This is a genomic window from uncultured Sphingorhabdus sp. (assembly GCF_937872355.1).
GTDB lineage: Bacteria > Pseudomonadota > Alphaproteobacteria > Sphingomonadales > Sphingomonadaceae > Sphingorhabdus_B.
Genome location: NZ_CALMSV010000074.1, coordinates 1 through 23,193 on the forward strand (window position 1 = coordinate 1; position 23,193 = coordinate 23,193).

At 58.6% G+C, this 23,193-nt stretch carries 17 protein-coding genes; 9 read left to right on the plus strand and 8 right to left on the minus strand.

All coding sequences use genetic code 11. The features are described from left to right. Window positions 1-31 precede the first annotated feature (31 nt). Window positions 32-1,552: a DEAD/DEAH box helicase gene (locus tag Q0239_RS04145; protein ID WP_298598858.1), complete on the minus strand. Its 1,521-nt coding sequence runs from the start codon at window positions 1,550-1,552 to the stop codon at window positions 32-34. A 381-nt stretch (window positions 1,553-1,933) separates the two neighbouring features. Between Q0239_RS04145 and Q0239_RS04150 the strand changes: the two genes are divergently transcribed. From Q0239_RS04150 to Q0239_RS04165, 4 genes are read left to right on the plus strand one after another with little or no spacing between them, the layout of a single operon-like run. Continuing rightward, window positions 1,934-3,514, plus strand: a complete 1,581-nt coding sequence (locus Q0239_RS04150; protein WP_298598861.1) for an NAD(P)/FAD-dependent oxidoreductase — start codon at window positions 1,934-1,936, stop codon at window positions 3,512-3,514. A gap of 17 nt (window positions 3,515-3,531) precedes the next feature. Further along, a complete protein-coding gene (locus tag Q0239_RS04155; RefSeq protein WP_298598864.1) occupies window positions 3,532-3,930 on the plus strand; it encodes a GtrA family protein in 399 nt (132 codons plus the stop codon). After that, on the plus strand, window positions 3,927-5,303 hold the full coding sequence (locus Q0239_RS04160) for a sulfatase-like hydrolase/transferase (RefSeq protein ID WP_298598867.1): 1,377 nt from the start codon (window positions 3,927-3,929) through the stop codon (window positions 5,301-5,303). Before Q0239_RS04155 ends, Q0239_RS04160 begins: the two co-directional genes overlap by 4 nt. After that, a complete protein-coding gene (locus Q0239_RS04165) occupies window positions 5,290-7,089 on the plus strand; it encodes a hypothetical protein (RefSeq protein ID WP_298598870.1) in 1,800 nt (599 codons plus the stop codon). Before Q0239_RS04160 ends, Q0239_RS04165 begins: the two co-directional genes overlap by 14 nt. A 45-nt stretch (window positions 7,090-7,134) precedes the next feature. Here the strand turns inward: Q0239_RS04165 and Q0239_RS04170 are convergent, their stop codons facing one another. The 4 genes from Q0239_RS04170 to thrC are packed head-to-tail and all read right to left on the minus strand — an operon-like array spanning window position 7,135 to window position 10,525. Next, window positions 7,135-7,890, minus strand: coding sequence for an SDR family oxidoreductase (locus Q0239_RS04170; protein ID WP_298598873.1), 756 nt, complete (start codon window positions 7,888-7,890; stop codon window positions 7,135-7,137). Next, complete coding sequence (locus Q0239_RS04175; RefSeq protein ID WP_298598877.1) at window positions 7,887-8,255, minus strand: dihydroneopterin aldolase; 369 nt, start codon at window positions 8,253-8,255, stop codon at window positions 7,887-7,889. Before Q0239_RS04175 ends, Q0239_RS04170 begins: the two co-directional genes overlap by 4 nt. A gap of 1 nt (window position 8,256) precedes the next feature. Beyond that, complete coding sequence (locus tag Q0239_RS04180; protein ID WP_298598880.1) at window positions 8,257-9,159, minus strand: class I SAM-dependent methyltransferase; 903 nt, start codon at window positions 9,157-9,159, stop codon at window positions 8,257-8,259. Beyond that, entirely contained in the window at window positions 9,131-10,525 is a 1,395-nt protein-coding gene (gene thrC, locus Q0239_RS04185; RefSeq protein ID WP_298598884.1) for a threonine synthase, read from the minus strand. Before thrC ends, Q0239_RS04180 begins: the two co-directional genes overlap by 29 nt. Before the next feature lie 98 nt (window positions 10,526-10,623). Between thrC and Q0239_RS04190 the strand changes: the two genes are divergently transcribed. Continuing rightward, a complete protein-coding gene (locus Q0239_RS04190; RefSeq protein WP_298598887.1) occupies window positions 10,624-13,461 on the plus strand; it encodes a valine--tRNA ligase in 2,838 nt (945 codons plus the stop codon). 12 nt (window positions 13,462-13,473) lie between these two features. On the opposite strand, the gene Q0239_RS04195 is transcribed toward Q0239_RS04190, so the two are convergent. Continuing rightward, entirely contained in the window at window positions 13,474-14,310 is an 837-nt protein-coding gene (locus tag Q0239_RS04195) for an endonuclease/exonuclease/phosphatase family protein (protein WP_298598890.1), read from the minus strand. Window positions 14,311-14,500: 190 nt separating this feature from the next. On the opposite strand from Q0239_RS04195, the gene Q0239_RS04200 reads away from it, so the two are divergent. The 3 genes from Q0239_RS04200 to Q0239_RS04210 all read left to right on the plus strand — a co-directional run bounded on the left by Q0239_RS04200 (window position 14,501) and on the right by Q0239_RS04210 (window position 18,203). Beyond that, window positions 14,501-15,415: a sulfite exporter TauE/SafE family protein gene (locus tag Q0239_RS04200; RefSeq protein ID WP_298598892.1), complete on the plus strand. Its 915-nt coding sequence runs from the start codon at window positions 14,501-14,503 to the stop codon at window positions 15,413-15,415. Continuing rightward, window positions 15,412-16,185 carry a TIGR02186 family protein gene (locus tag Q0239_RS04205; protein WP_367276068.1) on the plus strand — a complete coding sequence of 258 codons (774 nt, stop codon included), beginning with the start codon at window positions 15,412-15,414 and terminating at the stop codon, window positions 16,183-16,185. Before Q0239_RS04200 ends, Q0239_RS04205 begins: the two co-directional genes overlap by 4 nt. A gap of 374 nt (window positions 16,186-16,559) precedes the next feature. Further along, entirely contained in the window at window positions 16,560-18,203 is a 1,644-nt protein-coding gene (locus Q0239_RS04210; protein WP_298598942.1) for a DUF87 domain-containing protein, read from the plus strand. An 18-nt stretch (window positions 18,204-18,221) separates the two neighbouring features. Here Q0239_RS04210 and Q0239_RS04215 read toward each other — a convergent pair whose 3' ends face one another. After that, a complete protein-coding gene (locus tag Q0239_RS04215) occupies window positions 18,222-19,166 on the minus strand; it encodes a right-handed parallel beta-helix repeat-containing protein (protein WP_298598894.1) in 945 nt (314 codons plus the stop codon). 167 nt (window positions 19,167-19,333) lie between these two features. On the opposite strand from Q0239_RS04215, the gene Q0239_RS04220 reads away from it, so the two are divergent. Continuing rightward, window positions 19,334-20,545 (plus strand): cation:proton antiporter, encoded by a 1,212-nt coding sequence (locus Q0239_RS04220; RefSeq protein ID WP_298598897.1) that lies wholly within the window; start codon window positions 19,334-19,336, stop codon window positions 20,543-20,545. Between the two features lie 3 nt (window positions 20,546-20,548). Here the strand turns inward: Q0239_RS04220 and metH are convergent, their stop codons facing one another. After that, entirely contained in the window at window positions 20,549-23,185 is a 2,637-nt protein-coding gene (gene metH / locus Q0239_RS04225; protein ID WP_298598947.1) for a methionine synthase, read from the minus strand. Between the last annotated feature and the right edge of the window lie 8 nt (window positions 23,186-23,193).

A 23,193-nucleotide genomic window follows, 5' to 3' on the forward strand; every position in this document is an offset into this window, starting at 1 on the left:
AACCCCCTCTCCCATTGGGAGAGGGAGTAGATTACCGCGCCCGCTTCACCGCAGTCTTGAACTTGCCCAAACCTGATGGTTTGGGGCCATAGTTGCGGGGACGTTCACTGTCGCGGCCATGTGAGGCACCACTGATTGGCGGGCCACCACGTTTGTGGTTGGGGCGATTGTCGGCGCGGGGTGCACGCTGATCGTCGCGACGTTCGCTGCCACGATCATCGCGGACAGGAATTTCGTCACGGCCATAACCGTCGCGGCTCATCAACGGGCTGCCATGGGCCGGACGCGCGCGACCTGAACCTTGACGACCGCCGGGTCGACCCTGCCCCTGACGTTCGCCGCCCGGACGCCCGCCTGCACGGCGGGGGCGTTCTTTCCGCTTGGCGACGGATGGCTTGGGCATTTCGGCTACCAGTTGGCGGAAACCTTCGGGCAGGCCAACCTGCATCAGGCGCACCTTGGTCAGCTTTTCGATATCCTTCAGATAGCCACGCTCATCATCGCTGACAAAACTGACAGCGATGCCGTCTGCCCCGGCACGCGCGGTGCGGCCGATGCGGTGGACATATTGGTCGGGCACATTGGGCAGCTCATAATTGAACACATGGCTGACGCCGGGGACGTCGATACCGCGCGCGGCGATGTCGGTTGCGACCAGCACTTTCAGATGTCCGTGGCGGAAGCCCTGCATCGCTGCGGTGCGCTGTCCCTGGCTCTTATTGCCATGGATAGCGGCTGCCTTGATGCCTGCGCCCGCCAGATGGCGGACCACCCGGTCGGCACCATGTTTGGTGCGGGTGAAGACAAGCGCACGCTCGACAGCCTCATCCTTGAGGCGATAGTTGAGCAAGGCCTGCTTTTCACCCTGCGTAACGAAGGTGACGAATTGATCGACGCGTTCCGCCGTTGTCGCTGCTGGCGTTACCGAGACGCGCACGGGGTTGTTCAGGAAACGGTTTCCCAGTTCTGCAATCGCCTTGGGCATGGTGGCCGAAAAGAACAGGCTCTGTCGCTTCTTAGGGAGCAGCAGGTCAATGCGCTTCAATGCGTGAATGAAGCCTAGATCCATCATCTGGTCGGCTTCGTCGAGGACGAAGATCTCGACGTCCTTCAGGCTCAACGCGCGTTGTTCGATAAGGTCGAGCAGTCGGCCAGGCGTTGCGACAAGGATGTCGGTGCCGGGCTGCAGCTTCTTCTTCTGCGTGAAAATGGGCATGCCGCCGAATACGCAGTTGACGGTTAGGCCCAGAAACTTGCCATAGTCGCGGAACTTTTCCGCAATCTGCGCGGCCAGCTCGCGCGTCGGCGAAAGCACCAGCATACGGCAGCCATAAGGCACGCGCGGTTTGATGTTGGTGGCGAAATGGTGGAGCGAGGGCAGCGCAAAGGCAGCGGTCTTGCCGGTGCCGGTCTGCGCAATACCGCACAGGTCGCGACCTTCCAGCAAAGGCGGTATCGCCTGCATCTGGATCGGGGTCGGGGTATCATATCCCGAAGCGGCAAGCGCCTTCAGGAGGGGTTGGGCAAGGCCCAGTTCTTCAAAAAAAGACATAATAAACTCTCAAATATGCATGATGCAGCCCGCGCAGGCCTTTTGGCAGCGCGCGGCGCACAAGCGGGTTTAAGGGCAAGCGAAACGCCGACCCCTTGGAAACCACCCCGCGTGAATTGGGAAGCCTCTTGGCTGCGCGCATCTCTCGATCGACGGAGCTTTTGAACAAGCTCTCACGCTGTCGATACTGCGGCGGTTATCCCCGCTCGCCTCATGCGCTTGAAGGCCATATGGCGGAGTGGGCACCAAAAAGCAAGAAATTACTGCAATGCAGCAATTATCTGTCGTGACTGGCCGCTTGACGCCCCTGTTAACTTTTCATTATCCATTTTCGTTCAGAGATTTCCCCGAAAGCCTATAGCCGCTGGAGGAAGTGCGAAAATGTCGGGGCAAAAACAGGATTTGGTGGACGTAGCGATCATCGGCGCAGGACCCGCAGGGCTGACTGCTGCCTATCTGCTCTCCAAAAAGGGCTATAGCGTCACTGTTATCGAAAAAGACGAACGCTATGTCGGCGGCATCAGCCGCACCGTCGAAGTCGATGGCTATCGTTTCGATATTGGCGGCCATCGCTTCTTTTCGAAGTCCAAGGAAGTCGTCGACCTCTGGAACGAAATCCTTCCCGATGATTTCATCCAGCGCCCGCGCATGAGCCGCATCTATTATGAAGGCAAATTCTACAGCTATCCGCTGCGTGCGTTCGAAGCCCTGTTCAATCTTGGCATCATTCGTTCGACCTTGTGCATGGCGAGCTATGCCAAGGCGAAACTGCTTCCAAACCGCAACGTCCGCTCGTTCGAGGATTGGACGACGAACCAGTTTGGTTGGAAGCTCTATTCGATCTTCTTCAAGACCTATACCGAGAAGGTATGGGGCATGCCCTGCGACGAAATGTCGGCAGACTGGGCCGCGCAACGCATTAAGGGATTGAGCCTTGGTGCCGCGGTAATGGACGGGCTGAAGCGTAGCCTTGGCCTCAACAAAAAGCCCAATGACGGCATGGAAACCAAGACTTTGCTCGAAACCTTCCGCTATCCGCGGCTGGGGCCGGGCATGATGTGGGATGCGGCACGCGATTTCGTCATCGCCAAGGGTAACAATGTACTGATGGGGCACAGCTTCAATCAGCTAGCGCAAGATGCCAAAGGCAATTGGCGTCTGTCGGCGACCAAGACCGATGGCAGCGAAACCGTTGTTCAGGCACGCCATGTGATCAGTTCGGCGCCCATGCGCGAGCTTTCGGCCCGCATTCATCCGCTGCCACAAACTTCGCTCGAGGCATCAAACCTCAAATATCGCGACTTCCTGACCGTAGCCTTGATGATCAAGTCGGACGATCTGTTCCCTGACAACTGGATCTATATCCATGACAGCAAGGTGAAGGTCGGCCGGGTACAAAATTTTCGCAGCTGGTCACCCGAAATGGTGCCTGATCCGTCGATAGCCTGTGTCGGCCTTGAATATTTCTGCTTCGAAGGTGATGGCCTCTGGTCATCGAGAGATGCCGATCTGGTCGAACTTGCGAAGAAAGAAATGGCGATCCTTGGCCTGTGCAACCCCGAAGACGTGGTCGGCGGCGCGGTTGTCCGTCAGGAAAAAGCTTATCCGGTTTATGACGACAGCTATGCCGCGAATGTCGAGGCGATGCGCTCGGAACTCGAAAGCAAATACCCGACGCTGCACATGGTCGGCCGCAACGGTATGCACCGCTACAATAATCAGGACCATGCGATGATGACGGCGATGCTGACGGTCGAGAATATTGAGGCTGGCGCGCGTGTCTACAATATCTGGAACGTCAACGAAGACGCCGAGTATCATGAGGCGGGCGACGAAGGCGAACAGGAAAAGATTGCGGTCAAGGTGACCGAGGATCAGGCCGCTGCGCTTGCTTCAGAACGTGACGTCCCGACCCGCGTGGCACCCGCAACGAAACAGCGCAAAATCGTCAAGGCGGCCTGACTTCAATGGAGCGGGCAATGGCCTCCGCCCTGCAGCTTTGGCAGCGGTTTACGATAACGCGCTACCTTGTCGCCAGCATCATTGCCTTGGCATTTGATGTGGCGCTGTTCTCGAGCCTTGTCGCGGTCAAGATCGATCCGACGCTTGCTTCTGCGGCGGGATATTGCGCTGGAATCGTGGTGCACTGGATGGTGAGTGCCAACTTCGTTTTCACGGGCAAGGCCAGGGTTGGCGCCGCGCTGCACATTCAGCGCGCATTGTTCGCCGGTTCGGCGCTTGCTGGCCTTGGAATAACAGTGGCGACTGTAGAATTTCTCGGCCGCGCGGGCGTGCATCCATTGCCATCCAAAGGAGCCGCTGTCGCAATCAGCTTTTTTGCGGTGTATGCACTGCGCAAATGGGGGGTTTTCCGGTGACCACGCTAACAGCGCAGACCGTTCGCCCGCCATTTTGGGGCGTGGATGAGCAACTCAAAAGCTTTGGCCGTTGGCTCCTCATCTGGGTTGTCCTCGCCAATGCGGGATTTGCAGTGTTGTGGTTTTCCGGAGCACCGCCACGGCACATGGATATTGTCTATACCGGGGTACTTGGCCTCATCGTGATGCGGACCAGTTTCTGGATACGGTACGCTGCGTTTGCCGGAGCCTTGATCTATTCGACGCTGCGTTTCATCGGTGGTCTGTTCAATCTTGATATCTCCTCGTTGCTCTATTCGTTGAAATTCTTTGCCGAGATCAAGCCATCCAACTCCTATGACTATATAGCGGCGGCCATTGCGATTGTGATGGTGCTTGGAATCGGTTGGCGTCTTTTGAAGCGCAACATCCATTTTTCCCGGCCGTTGCTGATTGCCGGTGCGGGCGGGCTTTTCTTCACCTTGGCCGGCGTCGACTTGTGGATGGGCAAGGACATGCGAGGCCACTATTTCCGTGCCGCGCCTGCGGGAGCGACATTCGATTCGGCAACCAAGAGCAGCGGGTTTGTGGCGCGCGCGGATGGGCAGCGGCACCTGATATTGATCGTCGTCGAAGCCATGGGTCTTCCCCAAAATAATCCCGAAATGTCGCGACTGATGTTTGCGCCGCTGTTGCAAGACAAGGATGTGCAGGCGAAGTTCGATTTTAGCAGGGGATCGGCGCCTTATTACAACAGCACCACAGCCGGAGAGATCCGTGAATTATGCGGGCGCTGGGGCGATTATTATGACCTTGTCGATCGCAAGGATGAAAAATGCATCCCGGCACAGTTGGTCGCAAAGGGCTATGACACGCTGGCGATGCACAGTTTCACGCCGAATTTCTTTGCGCGTGAAAAATGGTATCCCAATGTCGGCTTCAAGCACATGGCATTCAAAAACGACATGGTTGCGGAGGGTTCCGAGAAATGCGGCGGTGTTTTCCCTGGTGCATGTGACCGCGATATTCCTCGCCAGATTTCAGTGCGGTTGAAGTCTGCGGACAAGCCGACTTTTCTCTATTGGCTGACGCTCAATTCGCACTTGCCAGTGCCTGCGGGACTGAACCTCAATGTCGACAATTGTGAACGTGTCTCGCCTCTGTTGAAAAGCGATTATCCTCAGATCTGCAGGCAGTTTGCTATTTATGACGACATATTCACCGCACTCGCGAGTGAAATTTCGGCTGCCGACTTTCCCGAAGCGGATATTCTTATAGTTGGGGATCATATGCCGCCTTATTTCGATCGGCATCACCGGACCCAGTTTAATCCCGCAAAGGTCCCCTGGCTGTATCTGAAGCATAAGCCGACTGTGCGGGTTGCGTCGAATTGAACCGATGAACGGCGTTCCGCAAAATAACAGCAAAGAGTCCTTGCCCAAGCTGGCAGCCATCATCTGGCTCGCAGCTGCGGCCTTCCTTATCTATTCAAGCTGGCCCAATATCGCTTCTCGTTCCGGATGGGATCCCGATGATCAGCTGCGTATGGTGCAGCTGCGTGATTTTCTTGCCGGGCAAAGCTGGTTCGATACCACCCAATATCGGTTGAATGCACCTGAGGGCGGCCCAATGCACTGGTCGCGACTAATCGAGTTACCGCTTGCTATCATTGTTATCATAGCAGCTCCGCTATTTGGTCAGGCGGGTGCGGAGATGCTCGCCGGCACGGTCATACCCCTATTGTGCTACGCGACGATCGCCTACATTCTCGGCCGCGTAGCAATGTCTTTGGGGGGGAGGCTGGCTGGCGGGATTGCTGTCGTCATGACGTTGATGTCACCTGCAATAACGATGCAACTGCGCCCAATGCGGATCGACCATCATGGCTGGCAGCTGGTTTGCGCCGCCCTTACACTCTGGACGTTGTTCTGGCCTTCGCCCCGCAAAGCCGGGGTCGTAATGGGTCTGGCCATGGCGGTGTGGCTGCACATATCGCTGGAAGGGGCGCCCGCAGCAGCGGCGTTTTTTGCAGTTCTGGGCTGGCGCTGGGCTTTTAAGGGAGATGGTGCACAGCGGCTCGGCTGGGCTGTGCTTACATTTACCTCTGCTACTTTGGCTCTTTTCTTCGGCACGCAAGCGACGGGACTGTCTGCACCCAATTTTTGCGATACGATCTCGCCAGCGCATATTTACGCGATTGCAGCCGCTGGCATGATTATCGCGCCACCCGCCCTCCTCCTGCAGATGGGCAGGGTGCCGCGCTTCGCAATCGTTCTGGCGGCAGCCCTTGCGTCGGCGGCAATTTACCTGAATGCGGCGCCCGATTGTGCGCGCGGCGCCTTTTCAACGATGGATCCGGTCGTTCGTGCCTATTGGTATGATATGGTGCGCGAAGGTTTGCCGGTTTGGCATCAGAAATGGGGCACAGCCATATTGATGCTGGCTGTACCGGCTGTCGGCCTTGCAACCCTGGCATTATTGTTGATCAGGTCAGACGTCGAGCAGCGTGCCAACTACGCCATCATCGCGTTTCTCAGTATTTACACGCTTCTGCTTTCGTTGCTGGTTTTCCGCACCGTTTCGACCGCCACACTGGTTGCAACGCCTGTCATCGCGACTGGTATTGCAAAACTGTTCAGCCGTTACAGAGCGGAGCCCGTGGCTATCCGCAGAATTGGGTTGGTCGCCCTTATGGCGCTAATGCTCATGCCGGGACCATATTTTTCACAGATATTCAAATTGTTATCGCCGCATGTGGCAAACAGCCAGTTGGAGGTTGCGGGTGAGAAGGGCAGCGAAGCCGGGCAATGCGAATCCAGCGAATCGGTTCGTGCTTTGGCGGCTCTCAAACAGGCCAATATCGTCGCGCCGTTCGACATAGGTCCCAAAATCCTGCTGAACACCTCGCACAGCGTCTTGGCCTCCAGCCATCACCGCAATGAAAAGGCCTTGCGCGCGCATATCGACATATACCGGCTGCCACCAATGCAGTCGCGGGGGATCATTAAGCGTCGCAAAATAACCCATATCGTCGCTTGTATCGATGAAGCCGAAATGAAAGGCTATCAACGGCGCAACCCTGATGGTCTCTGGGCGCAACTGGCGAAAGGCAACACGCCTGATTGGCTGGAAAAAATGCCCGATATGGGCGAAGGGCTGAAGGTCTGGCGCGTGCGTTAGAATTTGTTTCAGTTTCACTGAAACGGTGGGGACCCGCCTCAGACTCTAAAGGTGCATGAAGTCGCGCGGATAGCTGCGCAGATGTGCGCCACCATCGACGAAAACAATCTGCCCGGTCACGTGGCGGGCCTTGGCCAAGTACAGCACGGCATCGGCGATTGCTTTTGCATCCGGTAATTGGCCCAAGGGCATGTCTTCGTTGAGCCGCTGCATCTGCCCATCGTCATAGTCATCGGTGGGAATCACCAGACCGGGGGCGACGCCATTGACCCGTGCGCGTTTTCCGAAAGCCGCCGCGAGCGAGCGAACCGAACCGGCCAGCGCCTGCTTCGACAGTGTGTAGCTCAGCTGATCGCCATTGGGGTTGGTGATGCGCTGGTCTACGATTTGGACGATTGCGGGCTGGGCTGTTTCAGCTGACGCCTGCACCAGTGCCCTGCTCAACAATATGGGTGCGAATAGATTGAGCGCAAAGTGGTCACTCAGGGAGTTGGCAGACAGCGCCTCCCATCCATCCTGCCCGAACATCGCGGCATTGTTGACCAGCAGATCGGGTGCGCGACCGAAATGAGCCAGCACTTCAGACATCAGCGTTTCTGTCGCACCTTCTGCCGAAAGGTCGGCAGCAAAATACATCCAGTTGGTGGCGTTATGGTCGAGTGTAGCCGCAAGCTCAATATCCGGCGTGCCGTCGCCGTGGCTGGTCAGCGCGAGATCATATCCCGCATCCGCCAGTTGCGCTGCGATCACCGCGCCCAGCCGTCGCATCCCGCCAGTGACGAGCGCGAGTGGTCGGGTCACTTGCGGTGCCTCGTCAACGTGATCCCGATCGATTCGCCGTCTTCAGAAATCGCCAGCTTGATGATCTTCACCGTCACATTCTGGACGCGCGGATCGGCGGCGAACAGCTTGTCGATGATATGGTCCGCCACCGCCTCTATCAGCGTGAAGTGCACGCCTTCGGGAAAAACCGTCGCGGCCTCTTTGATCGCCATATAGTTTTTCGAAGCCGACAACGGCGTGTCGGGCGCATAATGCGGCGCAACCTCGAGGTCGGCGCTGACCGAGATGTGCAGCGGCTGCGGCAGGTGTGTTTCCTGGCTGTAAATGCCGGTGAGCACATTGACGTGCAGGTCGTGCACTTCGAGGGTGAGAAGATCGTTCATGTCAGTCCTGTTGCGACCATCTGGCGAAGATTGCGGTCGGTAATAATAGCCCTCTTGCCTGTTCGCGAACAGCCAGTTCGCCGAATTCTACTTTGCCGGGCAGGTCAGCAAAATGCGCCTGCAGCAGGTTGCCCAGAGCGATTGCCGACATACGGACGGCATATACGGTGAGGAAGAGGAAACGTGAATTGGTGTCGAGCAGCTGGCGGCAGTTGGCGATCAGGCCGGGTAGGTCTTCCTCAAGCCGCCAAACTTCGCCATCGGGCCCGCGGCCATATTTGGGTGGGTCGAGGAGGATACCATCGTAACGCCGATCACGCCGCACCTCGCGTGCGACGAACTTGGCCGCATCATCGACGATCCATCGGATGGGCCGATCAGACATGCCTGATAGCGCTGCATTTTCGCGCGCCTGCGCCACCGATTTCTTGGAGGCATCGACATGCACCATCTGCGCGCCCGCTGACGAAAGCGCCAAGGTGCCAACGCCGGTATAGCCAAACAGGTTCATGCAATTGGGCTCGGGCGTTGCAGAAATCTGTCCACGCATCCAGCGCCAGACCGGGTCCATGTCGGGAAAGAAGCCCAAATGTCGGAATGGGGTGCAACTTGCGGTGAAGCTGACCTCGTCATTCCATTTGAGCGGCCAGCCATCCTGCGGAACCGGCTTGTCATAATACCAGCGACCGCCGCCATCCTCGTCCGAGCCGGGCACGAATTCGCCATCGGCCTGCCAGTCCGCGGTGGCCGGTTCCCACATCGCTTGCGGCTCGGGACGGATAAAGCGGCGGTTGCCATAGGATTCGAGCTTACGGCCATTACCGCTGTCGATCAGCGTGTAATCGGGCCTCGGCTCGCTGACGAGGGTGACGAAATCAGGCGCGAGCGGCATGGCCCAGCACATGGTCGCGCACCGCGACATAATCCGAAGGCAGCACGATAAACCGCTCCTCACGGTCAAACAGATTGCCGACGCGCGAAGGCAAAGAAGGGCGCACGCCGGTTGCCCGTTCGACCGCATCGGGGAATTTGGCAGGATGCGCGGTCGCCAGCGTCACTACCGGAATGTCGGCCGAAATGCCTGCATTGCGCGCTGCGTGGAGCGCGATCGCAGTGTGCGGATCGACAATTTCGGCGCATTTTTCATAGGCCCAGCGCATCGCGCCCGACATTTCATCGGCGTCAGCACGCGCGCTTTGGAAAATCCCCGCCTTGCTGCGCATGGCATCGCTCAGCGCCGTTTTGCCGTCCTGTTCGAACAACTTCATACGTGCAGCGGTCGCGCTGCCCTCACGGCCTTCAAGGTCGAACAGCAGCCGTTCGAAATTGCTCGACACCTGTATGTCCATCGAGGGTGCGGCAGTCGGCGTGACCGTGCCGACCGAATAATCGCCCTTGGCGAGCGCGCGGTGAAGGATATCGCTGACGTTGGTGGCCACGATCAGCCGCTCGATAGGCAAGCCCATTTGCGCCGCAACATAGCCGGCAAAAACATCGCCGAAATTACCGGTGGGCACCGAAAAGGCAATTTTGCGCTCGGGCGCGCCCAGTTGCAGCGCGGCCCAGAAATAATAGACCACCTGCGCCATCAGTCGCGCCCAGTTGATCGAATTGACCGCCGACAAAGTGATCGCACTGGTGACTTCGCTGTCACCAAACATCCGCTTCACCATCGCCTGCGCGTCGTCGAAGCTGCCTTCGATGGCGATATTGTGGACATTGGGGGCCAGCACCGTCGTCATCTGCCGCCGCTGCACGTCCGACACGCGGCCATGCGGGTGGAGCATGAATATCTCGATATTCTCGCGACCAGCCACCGCGTGGATAGCAGCGGATCCGGTGTCGCCCGAGGTAGCACCGACGATCGTCAGCGCTTTGTCACCGCCGCTCAAAAAGCGTTCGAAAAGATGGCCGAGCAGCTGCAGCGCAACATCCTTGAACGCCAGCGTCGGGCCGTGAAATAATTCGAGCAGCCACTGCTGGTTGTCCAGCTGAGTCAGCGGCGTGACCGCAGCGTGCGAGAAACTGCCATAGGCTGCGGCACACAGTTCACGAAGTTCGTCCTCGGTCAGACTTCCCGCAGTAAAGGGCGCCATCACCTTGGCGGCCAGATCGACATAGGGAAGGCCACGCATCGCGGCGATTTCGGCCTGCGTGAAAGTGGGCCATGCACCGGGGACATAGAGCCCACCGTCGCTTGCGAGCCCCGCCAGCGTCACCCCCGCAAAATCGAGGTTCGACGCATTTCCCCTGGTGCTGATATACTGCATGACGCGCGCGGCGTTAGCGGGTGCAGCATTTGGGCGCAAGTATAAGCGCGATTCCTAGGGGTTTTCCTTTGGGCAAAGCGCGGGTAAGGCGCGGGCCCATGACTATCGACAAGACATTCGACCCGGCAGCAATCGAAACCAAATGGTTTGAGCATTGGGAAACGAGCGGCGCCTTCCGCCCCGAGCGCCCCGATGCGCAACCCTTTACCATTGTGAACCCGCCGCCGAATGTGACGGGCAGCCTGCATATCGGCCATGCGCTCGATAACACTTTGCAGGATATTTTAATCCGTCATGCCCGCTTGCAGGGCAAGGATGCGCTGTGGGTGGTCGGCATGGACCATGCGGGCATCGCAACGCAGATGGTGGTCGAGCGCCAGCTTGAAGAGCGTCAGGACAAGCGCACCAATTACAGCCGCGACGAATTTGTCGACATCGTCTGGAAGTGGAAGGCGGAAAGCGGCGGGCAGATTACCCGCCAGCTGCGCCGCCTTGGCTGCTCGATGGACTGGGCGAACGAACAGTTCACCATGGACCCGCATTTCAACCGCGCGGTGCTCAAGGTCTTTGTTGACCTTTACAATCAGGCGCTGATTTACCGCGACAAAAGGCTGGTCAATTGGGACCCGAAGCTGAAGACCGCGATTTCGGACCTTGAGGTCGAAACGCGCGAGGTGAAGGGCCATTTCTGGCACTTCCGCTATCCGCTGGCCGACGGCGTGAAGCTCGACAACGGCGCGGACCATATCGTCGTCGCCACCACCCGCCCCGAAACAATGCTCGCCGATATGGCGGTTGCGGTGAATGCCGATGATCCGCGCTACAAAAGCGTCATCGGCAAATTTGTCGAGCTGCCGATTACCGGGCGCCGCGTGCCGATCGTCGCCGATGAACATGCCGATCCGGAACTGGGCTCGGGCGCAGTGAAGATCACCCCCGGACATGATTTCAACGACTTTGAAGTCGGCAAGCGCGCGGGGATTAAGCCCGGCGAGATGCTCAACATGTTCGATGCCGAGGCGCGGGTTGTGCAGACGGCGGACGGGCTGATCCCCGCCGATCTGGTCGGCATGGATCGCTTCGATGCGCGTGCCGCTGTCGTTAAAAAGATGAAGGCGCTGGGCCGCCTTGTCCCGCATATCGTCAAATCGGCGGATGGTGAGGAAAGCGAACTCGACGCCGAACCGCGCACCATCCAGACGCCCTTTGGTGATCGCGGTGGTGTGGTGATCGAGCCTTGGTTGACCGACCAATGGTATGTCGACGCCGAAACGCTTGCGCAGCCGCCGATACAGGCCGTGCGTTCGGGCGCGATCGAAATCGTCCCCAAAAGCTGGGAGAAAACTTTCTTCAACTGGATGGAGAATATCCAGCCCTGGTGCGTCTCGCGCCAACTGTGGTGGGGGCACCGGATTCCAGCTTGGTATGGGCCTGCAAACATTGCTGGTGTCGCTTCGGATTACACGCAGGTTTTTGTCGCACAAAACTTTGAGGAAGCGCGTGAGCAGGCCGCAAAGTTTTATAATGTTCAGACGGATAATGTTTTCGAGGCAATCAACAATTTTGACGCATTCGAACAGTCCGTGGATGGTACCGATTGGAATGGCAAAATTGGCTTAGTCCAAGACAACGACGTCCTCGACACATGGTTCTCCTCTGCACTCTGGCCCTTCGGCACGCTCGGTTGGCCTAACCAGACCGATGCGCTGAAACGCCACTACCCCAATGACGTCCTGATCTCCGGCTTTGACATCCTCTTCTTCTGGGATGCGCGCATGGCGATGCAGGGGATGCACTTCATGAAGGAAGTGCCGTGGAAGACGCTCTATCTGCACGGGCTGGTGCGCGCAGCGGACGGGCAGAAAATGTCCAAATCCAAGGGCAATGTCGTCGATCCGTTGATCCTGATGGACAAATATGGCGCCGACGCACTGCGCTTCTTCATGGCGGCGATGGAAAGCCAGGGCCGCGATGTGAAAATGGATGAGCGCCGCGTCGAAGGTTATCGCAACTTTGCAACCAAGCTGTGGAATGCTGCGCGTTTCTGCCAGTCAAACGGTATCGGTGCGTCGACCACGCTGCGCGCGCCGGAGGCGAGCCTTGCGGTCAACAAATGGATCATCGGCGAGGTTGTGGAAACGCTGGCGAAGCTCAATAAGGCGTTTGAAGAATATCGCTTCGACGCGATGGCCGATGCCATCTACCAGTTCGCGTGGGGCACCTTCTGCGACTGGTATCTCGAACTGATCAAGCCGACTCTGTCGATGCTTGCAGGTGCCAACGCAATTTTGGGCGATCCCAAAGAAGAAACGCGCGCCGTCGCCGGTTGGGTGCTCGACCAGATCCTGGTGATGCTCCACCCCTTCATGCCCTTCATCACCGAAGAATTGTGGCATGCGATGGGTGAGCGGAACTATGACCTGATCGTCGCCAAATGGCCCGAGCCAAAGGCCGACCTCGATCTGGCCGCCGGTGCTGAAATCAACTGGCTGATCCAACTGGTCACAGAGGTGCGCAGCGCCAAAAATGAACTCGGCCTTGCACCGGGTGCACGCCTCAACGCATTTGTCCGTGACGCTTCGCCCGAAACACTGGCGCGGATCGAGCGACAGACGGCAGCGATTGCCCGTCAGGCCCGGCTCGACAGCATCTCCAATGCCGAAGCGCCTGCAGGCGGTGCGGTGCAGATCGTGGTTGATGAGGCAACCTTCGTCATCCCGCTGGAAGGCATCATCGATCTCGACGCCGAACGCGCGCGTATCAACAAGGCGATCGAGGCGGTGTCAAAGGAAGCCAAGTCCTTGGAAGGCCGCCTTTCCAACCCCGCCTTTGTCGAAAAGGCAAAGCCCGAGGCGGTCGAAAAGGCCCGTGCTGACCATGCCGAAAAGGCAGCCGAGGTCGAAAGGCTGAGCGCTGCGCTGGCGCGGTTGGGGTAGTAACTTCGAGCCTTAGTCATGCACCTCGAAATAGAGGAGGCTGTGGTCCGAATGATCCTTGATCCATTTGTCCTTCGCGGCTGGCGTGGCGGCATCGGTCCAGCCGCGCACGGCGACCTCGGCCTGTGCGCCATCGGCGGCGGCGAATGTCTTGAAGGTCAGGTGATCGGCCGCGAACACATGGTCGAGTGCTGAATCGGGTATCGACGATGTGCTGCCATTCGACCAGCTGTTGGCGTGGGTCTTGGGCAGGCGGCGCATTTTGTATTTGGCCTTTTTCGCCTCCTTGTCCCATTTGTTGAGTTCATCGGCGCTCGGGATATTGTGGCCGGGATATTCGAGGCCCATCGAATTCAGATCGCCTAGGAAGATATAATTGGCGCGCTCGCCGGGCGCTGCCTGTTTGTCGAGCGTCTTTTTGAAGTCGATCGCCCGCATCACCATATCATCGCGCAGCCCCATGCCGCGCGGATCGACTCCGCTTGCAAGATGCAGGAAGAGCACGGCATATTTTTCCTGCCCGACCATGAAAGACACCAGCTGGCCCGGCCGCATATGGGTGGTGCCTGACTTATATTCGGTGCGCTGGGTGATAAGAGAGGTCATTGTGCGCTTCACGCCGATCAGGATTTCCTGTGTCTGCTGCCCCTCGGTGATCTGGAAGGTGTAGTTGGGCATGCGCTGTACAAGCGTCTCGAACACGGTTTTGCCCTCGACTTCGAACATGCCGAATATGTCAGGCTTCTGCTCGGCCAGGAAGGCCACGACCCTGTCCACACGTGCCGAATCCGGGCCATCGCCCTTGAAATGTTCGACATTCCACGATGCTACCGAAAACAGCTTTGCCATATTTCAAACTCCATCCGACTCTTGGCGAAAGCCAAGATGGCACATTCCAAACCACCTGTCCGTGAGCAGGGTCACAGTTATGCGCCGGATAATGCTCCCAGACGCCTTTATCACGCCGCAAAATCGGTTTAGGGTCTTGCCTGCGTCGCCATTCGTGCGGCGTTCAGGGGAAGGGATTTAGCGCGGCGCGATGGATATCTACCTGCCTATAGCCGGGCTGTCGGTAAACATCGTTGTGATCATCCTGCTCGGCGGTGCCGTGGGCATGCTGTCGGGCATGTTCGGCGTAGGCGGCGGCTTTCTGACCACGCCTTTGCTCATCTTTTACGGCATTCCGCCGACGGTCGCCGCAGCCTCCGCCTCGACGCAGGTGACAGGCGCCAGCGTTTCCGGGGTGTTCGCGCATATGCGGCGCGGCGGGGTCGATTTCCATATGGGGGCAGTGCTCGTCGTCGGCGGGCTTTTGGGTACCCTGTTCGGTGCGCTGCTGTTCGAATTGCTTGAGGCATGGGGGCAGGCCGATACCGTCATCAATATCCTCTACACATTGCTGCTCGGCGGCATTGGTGGGCTGATGGCGAAAGATGCATGGAGGAGTTTGTCCGCCAGCCGAAGCGGTAAACCCATGCCAGCCAGCAAAAGGCGGCACCATCCGCTCGTGGCGAGCCTTCCCGGTCGCTGGCGTTTCTATCGTTCGGGGCTGTATATTTCGCCGCTCGCACCGCTAATCCTGGGTTTTCTGACCGGCATTCTCACCATGTTGCTGGGCGTCGGTGGCGGTTTCATCATGGTGCCGGCAATGCTCTACATATTGGGGATGAGCGCGAATGTCGTGGTCGGTACGTCGCTGTTCCAGATACTCTTCGTCACCATGTCTTCGACGATGGTGCACAGCCTGACGACGCGCGCGGTCGATATCGTTCTCGCCATCTTCCTGCTGATCGGCAGCGTCACGGGAGCGCAGATCGGCGCGCGGCTAGCCCAGCGGATGCGTCCCGATTATCTGCGCTTCCTGCTCGCGGCTATCGTGTTGATTGTGGCGTTGCGCATGGCGCTCGGGCTGGGTTGGCGACCCGATGAAATCTACACGGTGCAATTCCTGTGATTGTCCGGCTGCTCCTGATTCTCGCCTTCCTGCTGCCGCTTCCGGCGCTGGCGCAAAGCGCGGGCGAACCAAAGCTGGTGCCCGATGTGTCGCAGCGCAAGATCAATATCCAGTCGCGCTTCACCGGCGCAGAGTTGCTGATGTTCGGTGCGATAATCTATCCGCGCGGCGTCGCCCCCGAAGGGCAGATCGACGTTGCGGTTGTGCTGCGCGGGCCGACACGTCCGATCATCCTGCGTGAAAAGCAAAAGGTGGCGGGCATTTGGGTCAACGCCGACAGCATCGATTTCCGCTCGGCCCCGGCCTATTATGCCATCGCCTCTTCCCGCCCGATCGAAAAAATCGTCGATGCGCGGACGGCAGCGATTTACGAACTGGGCCTCAAGCGGCTGCAATTATCGCCTACTGGAGAAATCCAGACGCGTGAGGTGCGCCGCTTTACCGACGGGCTGGTTGAGCTGAACCGCAAGGACGGCCTGTTTGCGGAAGCCCCCGGCGAAGTCGATATCACCGATCAGGTTCTTTATCGCGCGCGTCTGACACTGCCGTCGAGCGTTCCGGAAGGCCGCTATATTGCCGAAACGCTGTTGATCCGGGATGGACGGGTGATCATGGCGGACGACAGTGTCGCGGTAGAGATCAGCAAGACCGGTTTTGAACGTTTTGTGACGATCATGGCGCAGGAATATGGCCTGCTATATGGCGCATTTGCCGTTCTGATTTCGCTCTTTCTCGGCTGGTTTGCGGGCTATGTCTTTGGTCGGCTCTGATCGCGGCCGATTGGCTCGAAAAGCGGCTCGTTTAGCTGAAAATTAACCCCACCATCCTAGTCTGGAACCTGTAACAACAGGGTGATCAGATGACCGATAATTTTTCAGGCCGCACATTTGGGCAGGGGCAGCCATATCAACCCGGAGAATCTGCGCAAAGTGCAGCCTCTTCGGGGCAAAGCCCCTATCAGCAGCCGGTCAGACCAGCGGTCCAGCCGACGCAGCCCTATTCCCCCGTCCAGCAAAACCCGCAGTCTGTAGCCCCTGCACAGCAAGCGGCACCCGTACCGACCGCGCAACCTGCTGCGCGCCCCATAACCCAGCCGGCTCCGCAATCCTTTGCACCTGCCGCCCGGCAAGTGGGTCAGGATGCAATGGGGGTCCGGCAGACCCAGCGCAGCCATGAGGCAGCCGATAGCGGTCTTCACAAGATTGGCACTGTCATTGAAATTGCAGGATCGGGTTCGCAGGTCAGCCTGAACGCAGCGTTGATTAACGCGCTGGTCGAACATCATGATCCTTCGATTGCCATGGCCGGCCAGGTCGGAAGCCAGATCAAGATCCGTGTCGGCAATGTCTGGTTGCTCGCCAATATCCGCACGCAAAGGCTCGATCTGACCGATACCAAGACCATCCTTGCTCAGGTCGACTTCCTCGGCGAGGGCGATGAAGAACGGTTGACCGGCAAAATCTATAATTTCCGCCGCGGCGTCACCCGTTACCCGGTTCCGGGTTCGGAAGTATATGCCGTTTCCAGTTCCGACCTCAAACAGGTTTATGCCGCCGATGGCCGGGCCAGTGTTAGCATCGGCACCGTTTTCCCGACCCGAGACATTCGGGGATCGCTGTATGTCGATGCGATGCTCGGCAAGCATTTCGCACTGCTTGGATCGACAGGTACCGGCAAATCGACCAGTGCGGCGCTCATCCTGCACAAGATTTGCGAACTGGCACCCGAAGGTCATATCGTGATGATCGACCCGCACGGCGAATATAGCGCCGCGTTCAAGGGTAATGGCGCACTGTACGACGTCAACAACCTCGCCATGCCCTATTGGCTCATGAACTTCGCCGAGCATTGCGAAGTCTTTGTCACTTCATCTGGCGACGAACGGCAGGCGGACTGCGACATTCTGGCCAAATGCCTTTTGCAGGCCCGTTCGAAAAACCGGCTCGCGGAAAGCATTGGCAAACTGACCGTCGACGCACCGATTCCCTATCTGCTGTCTGATTTGACGACCATCATCCAGAACGAGATGGGCAAACTCGACAAGGCCACCAATACCGCGCCGTTCATGCGTTTGAAGGGCAAGATTGAGGAACTGAAGGCCGATCCGCGCTACAGCTTTATGTTTTCCGGCATGCTGGTCGGCGATACCATGACCGACTTCCTCGGCAAGATTTTCCGCCTGCCGAGTGATGGCAAGCCGATCTCGATCATAGACGTTTCCGGTGTGCCTTCGGATATCACTTCGACAGTGGTCGCGGTGCTCTCGCGGCTGGTTTTTGACTATGCGATCTGGTCGCGCAATGAACCGCAGCGTCCGATCCTCCTCGTTTGCGAGGAAGCGCACCGCTACATCCCGTCGGATCGCGTCGCAGGTGGCAGTGCCGTCCGCACCATCCTGGAACGTATTGCCAAGGAAGGTCGTAAATATGGCGTCTCGCTGGGCCTGATTACCCAGCGACCTTCAGACTTGGCCGAAGGTGTGCTATCGCAATGCGGCACGATCATCTCAATGCGTTTGAATAACGACCGTGACCAGGCCTATGTGCGCGCGGCGATGCCTGAAGGTGCGCGGGGCTTCCTCGACTCAATTCCGGCGCTCCGCAACCGCGAATGCATCATCTGCGGTGAAGGCGTGTCGATCCCGATCCGCGTTGCACTCGACACGCTTGAGGAAGAAAAGCGTCCGGCTTCGGAAGACCCGCTGTTCTCGGTCCTGTGGCAGGAAACGGGGGGTGAGGAAGAACTTCTCGACCGTGTTGTCCGCCGTTGGCGTGCTCAAGGACGATAACAGAGGCGGCGGTAACGCTTACCGCTTTTCGAACGGCTTCAAGCCCCGGCCCAGCCGGTTCGCACCCAGTACAATGGCATCGCCAGACCAGTCGGCGAGGAAGACTGTATTGCGATCAACACCGGTGGCAAGGCTGGCGTCGTTGCCGCTGATCGCAAGGCCTGCGCTGCTGCGTTGGCGGCCCTCGGCTGCAACGGCGATGAAGGCGCTGTAATTTTCCTTGTCCTTGCCCTGCACAAACACATTGCCACTGATCATGCCGGTGGCCCCGCCGGGCAGGTCGATCATATAATTGGTTGCCTGCCCGCGCGTATCGTCAAAGGCATTGTTCTGGATGATCGCGGTGGCAGCACGGCTTTTGATATAATGCCCGCCATTGCCGCGCTCGAAACGGCTGCGGGTGACGGTCAACGAGGCAAAGTCACCGATATAGATGCTGTGCGCGCAGGAAAGCCCCCTGTCGCAACGGCCCAGTTCGCTGAATGTCGTCTGGTCGATTACGATTTCTCCTGCCGGATCCTGGGCGGTCAAGATGCCTTCTTCGCTGTTGCGAAAGACCGAACGGGTGACGGCCAGATTGCCCTTTTCCAGACGGATGCCTGCGCCATTACCATCCGGCACAGCCATGTTCTGGAAGATCAGCCCGTCGACCGCCGCCGACCGACCGCGTAGTACCAATGCAGCCTTGCCTTCGCAAATACCGCCGTCAAAGATAGACCGGCCGGCGATTTCGGCTTTGAACGAGATGTGGCCCGCAGATTGCACCGCACATTCGCGATAAGTGCCAGGCGCAATCATAATCGTGGCTTGCCCGTCACCGACAGCCTCGATTGCGTCGGCAAGCCGGGTGAAGGTCTGCCCGTTTTCGGCGATCTGGAACGGCGCCATGCCTTGCTGGGCCGTTGCCGAGACGGTTGTGATCGCAGCAATCGCCGGAATAAGGAAACGGGTCGAACGCTTCATTGGTCCACTTTCAATTGGTTCTCGGCACCAACCTGCCTCTTTTGGCTGATTCCCGCCAGTCGGTTAACCACGGCTGAAATCGGCTGTCCGGTTCGGGGACATAGCTATGTGTGTTGCGGGGAAACACCCAGCGAGATAGTGCGCCAAGGGAGAGTGAAGAGGGGCACATGCACGCTGTAACCACGACCGAAGTTTTCCTGCTGGCGATGCTGATCATCTTCACATTGCCCTATCTGGTCTGGCGGCTGGGGCGGACGGAATATTTTGCCCCGCTGGTGGTGGTTCAGATCATCGCCGGGATCTTGCTCGGCCCAGGCGTACTGGGCGCGGCTTTCCCCGATTATTACAGCTTTGTCTTTCGACCCGAAGTCGTCACCGCGCTGAATGGCGTCGCCTGGTGGGCGGTAATGATGTTTGTCTGGGTGGCGGGGATCGAGCTTGATCTTGAAGAAGCGTGGAAGAGGCGGCGCGAAACCGGGGTGACGGCAGGCTTTGCGCTGTTCACGCCGTTGTTGTTTGGCAGCCTGGCAGCGATCATCATGCTCCAGTTCAGCGACGGCTGGATGGGTGTGAAGGGCGCGCATTGGCAGGTCGTCGTGGGCATCGGCATGGCCTGCGCAGTCACGGCTCTGCCAATTCTGGTGCTATTCATGGAAAAGCTGGAAATTTTGCGCCAGCCAATCGGCCAGCGTATTCTGCGCTACGCCAGCCTAGATGATATTGCGATCTGGGGCGTGCTGGCGCTGATCCTGCTCGATTGGCAGCGGATCGGGCGACAGGGCGCATTCCTCGTAGTTTTCGCGGTGGCGACCTGGGCCATCCGCAAGCTGATGGTTCGCATTCCGGAACGCGACCGCTGGTATGTCGGACTGATCTGGCTCGCCGCCTGCGGGCTGGTCGCCGACTGGGCGGGTTTGCATTATATGGTCGGCGCTTTCCTTGCAGGCGCAGTGTTCGACAGCAAATGGTTTACCCTCAAAGATATGGACAATTTCCGAAATACCGTTCTGCTCGCGGTGATGCCTGTATTCTTCTTGTCGACCGGATTACGCACACAATGGGACGTTGGTGGGATGGTGGTATTCGGCGCAGCTGCGCTGCTGCTGGTCGCTTCAGTATCGGGCAAAATTGCGGGTATCCACATCGCCGGACGCATTCTGAAGTGGGAAAAGGGCGAAGCGTCGATCATCGGCTGGCTGCTGCAGACCAAGGCGCTGATCATGATCATCTTCGCCAACATCCTGCTCGATAAGGACATCATCACCAATGAAACCTTTACCGCACTGCTACTTATGGCAGTGGCATCGACAATGCTGACGATCCCGGTAGTGACGCCCAAGTTGAAGGCGCTGGCGGCGGTTATCGGGAAGCGGGCTTAGGCTTTATTCATTCAAATTCGGCCGTAAATATTGCCGTGCCTTGTCGAGCTCCAGCCCGCGCCGTGCGGCATAGTCCGCGACCTGATCTTCGCCGATCCGCGCGACACCGAAATATTCACTTTGCGGGTGGCCGAAATAGAATCCACTGACCGCTGCGGTCGGCAGCATCGCGAAGCTCTCGGTTAGCGTTATTCCCGTGCGGTGGGTGGCGTCGAGCAGGCCGAACAGCACCGGTTTCAGACTGTGGTCGGGGCAGGCAGGATAACCGGGGGCAGGGCGGATGCCGCGATATTGTTCGCGGATCAGCGCCTCGTTGGTCAGTTGTTCGTCGGGCGCATAGCCCCACAGTTCCTTGCGCACATGTTCGTGCATCCGCTCGGCAAAGGCTTCTGCCAGACGGTCGGCTAACGCCTTCAGCATGATGTCCGAATAATCGTCGATATGCGCCTTGAACTCGGCGAGTTTGGTGCCGATGCCGTGGCCGGTGGTGACGGCAAAGCCGCCGATCCAGTCGCCATCGGGGCTGATGAAATCGGCCAGGCACATATTGGCGCGACCTTCGCGCTTCGCCACCTGCTGGCGCAGGAAGGGCAGGCGGACATGCTCTTCGTTTTCCAGATAGATGACCACATCGTCACCTTCGCGCGCGCAAGGCCATAGCCCCGCCACGCCACGGGCGCGCAGCCATTTCTCGCTAACAATCTTGTCGAGCATCGTTTGAGCATCAGCAAACAGGTGTCGCGCGCTTTCGCCGACCACCTCGTCGTCAAGGATTGCCGGATAATTGCCGTGCAATTCCCAGGCGCGGAAGAACGGCGTCCAGTCGATATAGTCGCGCAGATCCCCAAGCGGCCAATCATCATAGACATGGACGCCGGGCTGTTTCGGTGCCGGCGGCTTCAGGCTTTCGTCGATTTCAAAGGCATTGGCGCGCGCCTCTTCGAGCGTCGCCAGCGGCTTGGCGGTTTTGCCTGATCGGGCGTCGCGAATATGGCCATATTCGGAGCGGGTATCCGCCACAAATTTCTCGGCAAGCGTATCGCTGACCAAGGTGGAGGCCACACCGACCGCCCGGCTGGCATCGAGCACATGAACGGTCGGCCCAGAATAGCCCGGCTCGTGGCGCCCCGGGGTGGCTTTTTTTGACGTCGGGGCCCCGCCGATGAGCAGCGGCATCGTCATCCCCGCGCGCTGCATTTCTTCAGCCACAGTCACCATTTCGTCGAGGCTGGGGGTGATCAGGCCCGAAAGCCCGATCATGTCGGCGTCATTTTCGACCGCACTTTTGAGGATTTCCTGCCATGGCACCATGACGCCAAGGTCGATGACTTCAAAGCCGTTGCACTGCAGCACCACGCCGACGATATTCTTGCCAATATCGTGGACGTCACCCTTGACGGTGGCCATGATGATCCGGCCCTTGCCCTTGCTGTTTTCGTCTTTCTCGGCCTCGATATAGGGGAAGAGGTGGGCAACGGCCTTTTTCATCACGCGCGCGGATTTGACCACTTGGGGCAGGAACATCTTGCCGCTGCCGAACAGGTCACCGACGACATTCATGCCGTCCATCAGCGGGCCTTCGATCACCTCGATCGGGCGTCCGCTGCGTTCCTTGATCGCGAGGCGCGCTTCCTCGGTATCCTCGACGATATGCGCGTCGATGCCCTTGACCAGCGCATGTTCAATGCGGCGCTCGACGTTCCAGCCGCGCCATTCGGCGGCGGCTTTCTCCTGCGCGGCGTCGGTGCCCTTGTACCGTTCGGCGAGTGCGATTAGTCGCTCGGTCGCGTCAGGGTCTTTATTCAGTATCACATCTTCGCAGGCGGTGCGCAGTTCGGGATCGATCGTGTCATAGACATCAAGCTGCCCGGCATTGACGATCGCCATGTCAAGCCCGGCGGGGATCGCATGATACAGGAATATGCTGTGCATCGCACGGCGCACGGGTTCGTTGCCACGGAAACTGAAGGAAAGGTTCGAAAGGCCGCCCGAATAATGCGCATGCGGGCACAGCACGCGCAGTTCCTTGACCGCCTCGATAAAGTCGACACCGTAATTATTATGCTCTTCGATACCTGTCGCGACCGCGAAGATATTGGGGTCGAAGATGATATCCTCGGGCGGGAAACCGATACCGACCAGCAGATCATAGGCGCGCTTGCAGATCGCAACCTTGCGCTCTTTGGTGTCGGCCTGCCCGGTTTCGTCGAACGCCATGACGACAACGGCGGCCCCATAGGCCATGCACAGGCGAGCGTGATGCAGAAAGGCTTCCTCGCCTTCCTTCATCGAAATCGAATTGACCACGGGCTTGCCCGAAACGCATTTCAGCCCGGCCTCGATCACGCTCCATTTGGAACTGTCGATCATCACCGGCACGCGCGCGATATCGGGTTCGGCGGCGATGCGTTTGAGGAAAGTCGTCATGGCGAGCTCGGCGTCGAGCAGGCCTTCGTCCATGTTGACGTCGATAATCTGCGCGCCATTTTCGACCTGATCGCGCGCGACCTCAACCGCGGCTTCATAGTCGGCGGCGAGGATCAGTTTCTTGAACTTGGCCGATCCGGTGACGTTGGTACGCTCGCCGATGTTGACGAAGGAGGAGCCTGTGGGGCGGGTGGTATTGGCGGTCTGGTTCATTGTCACTC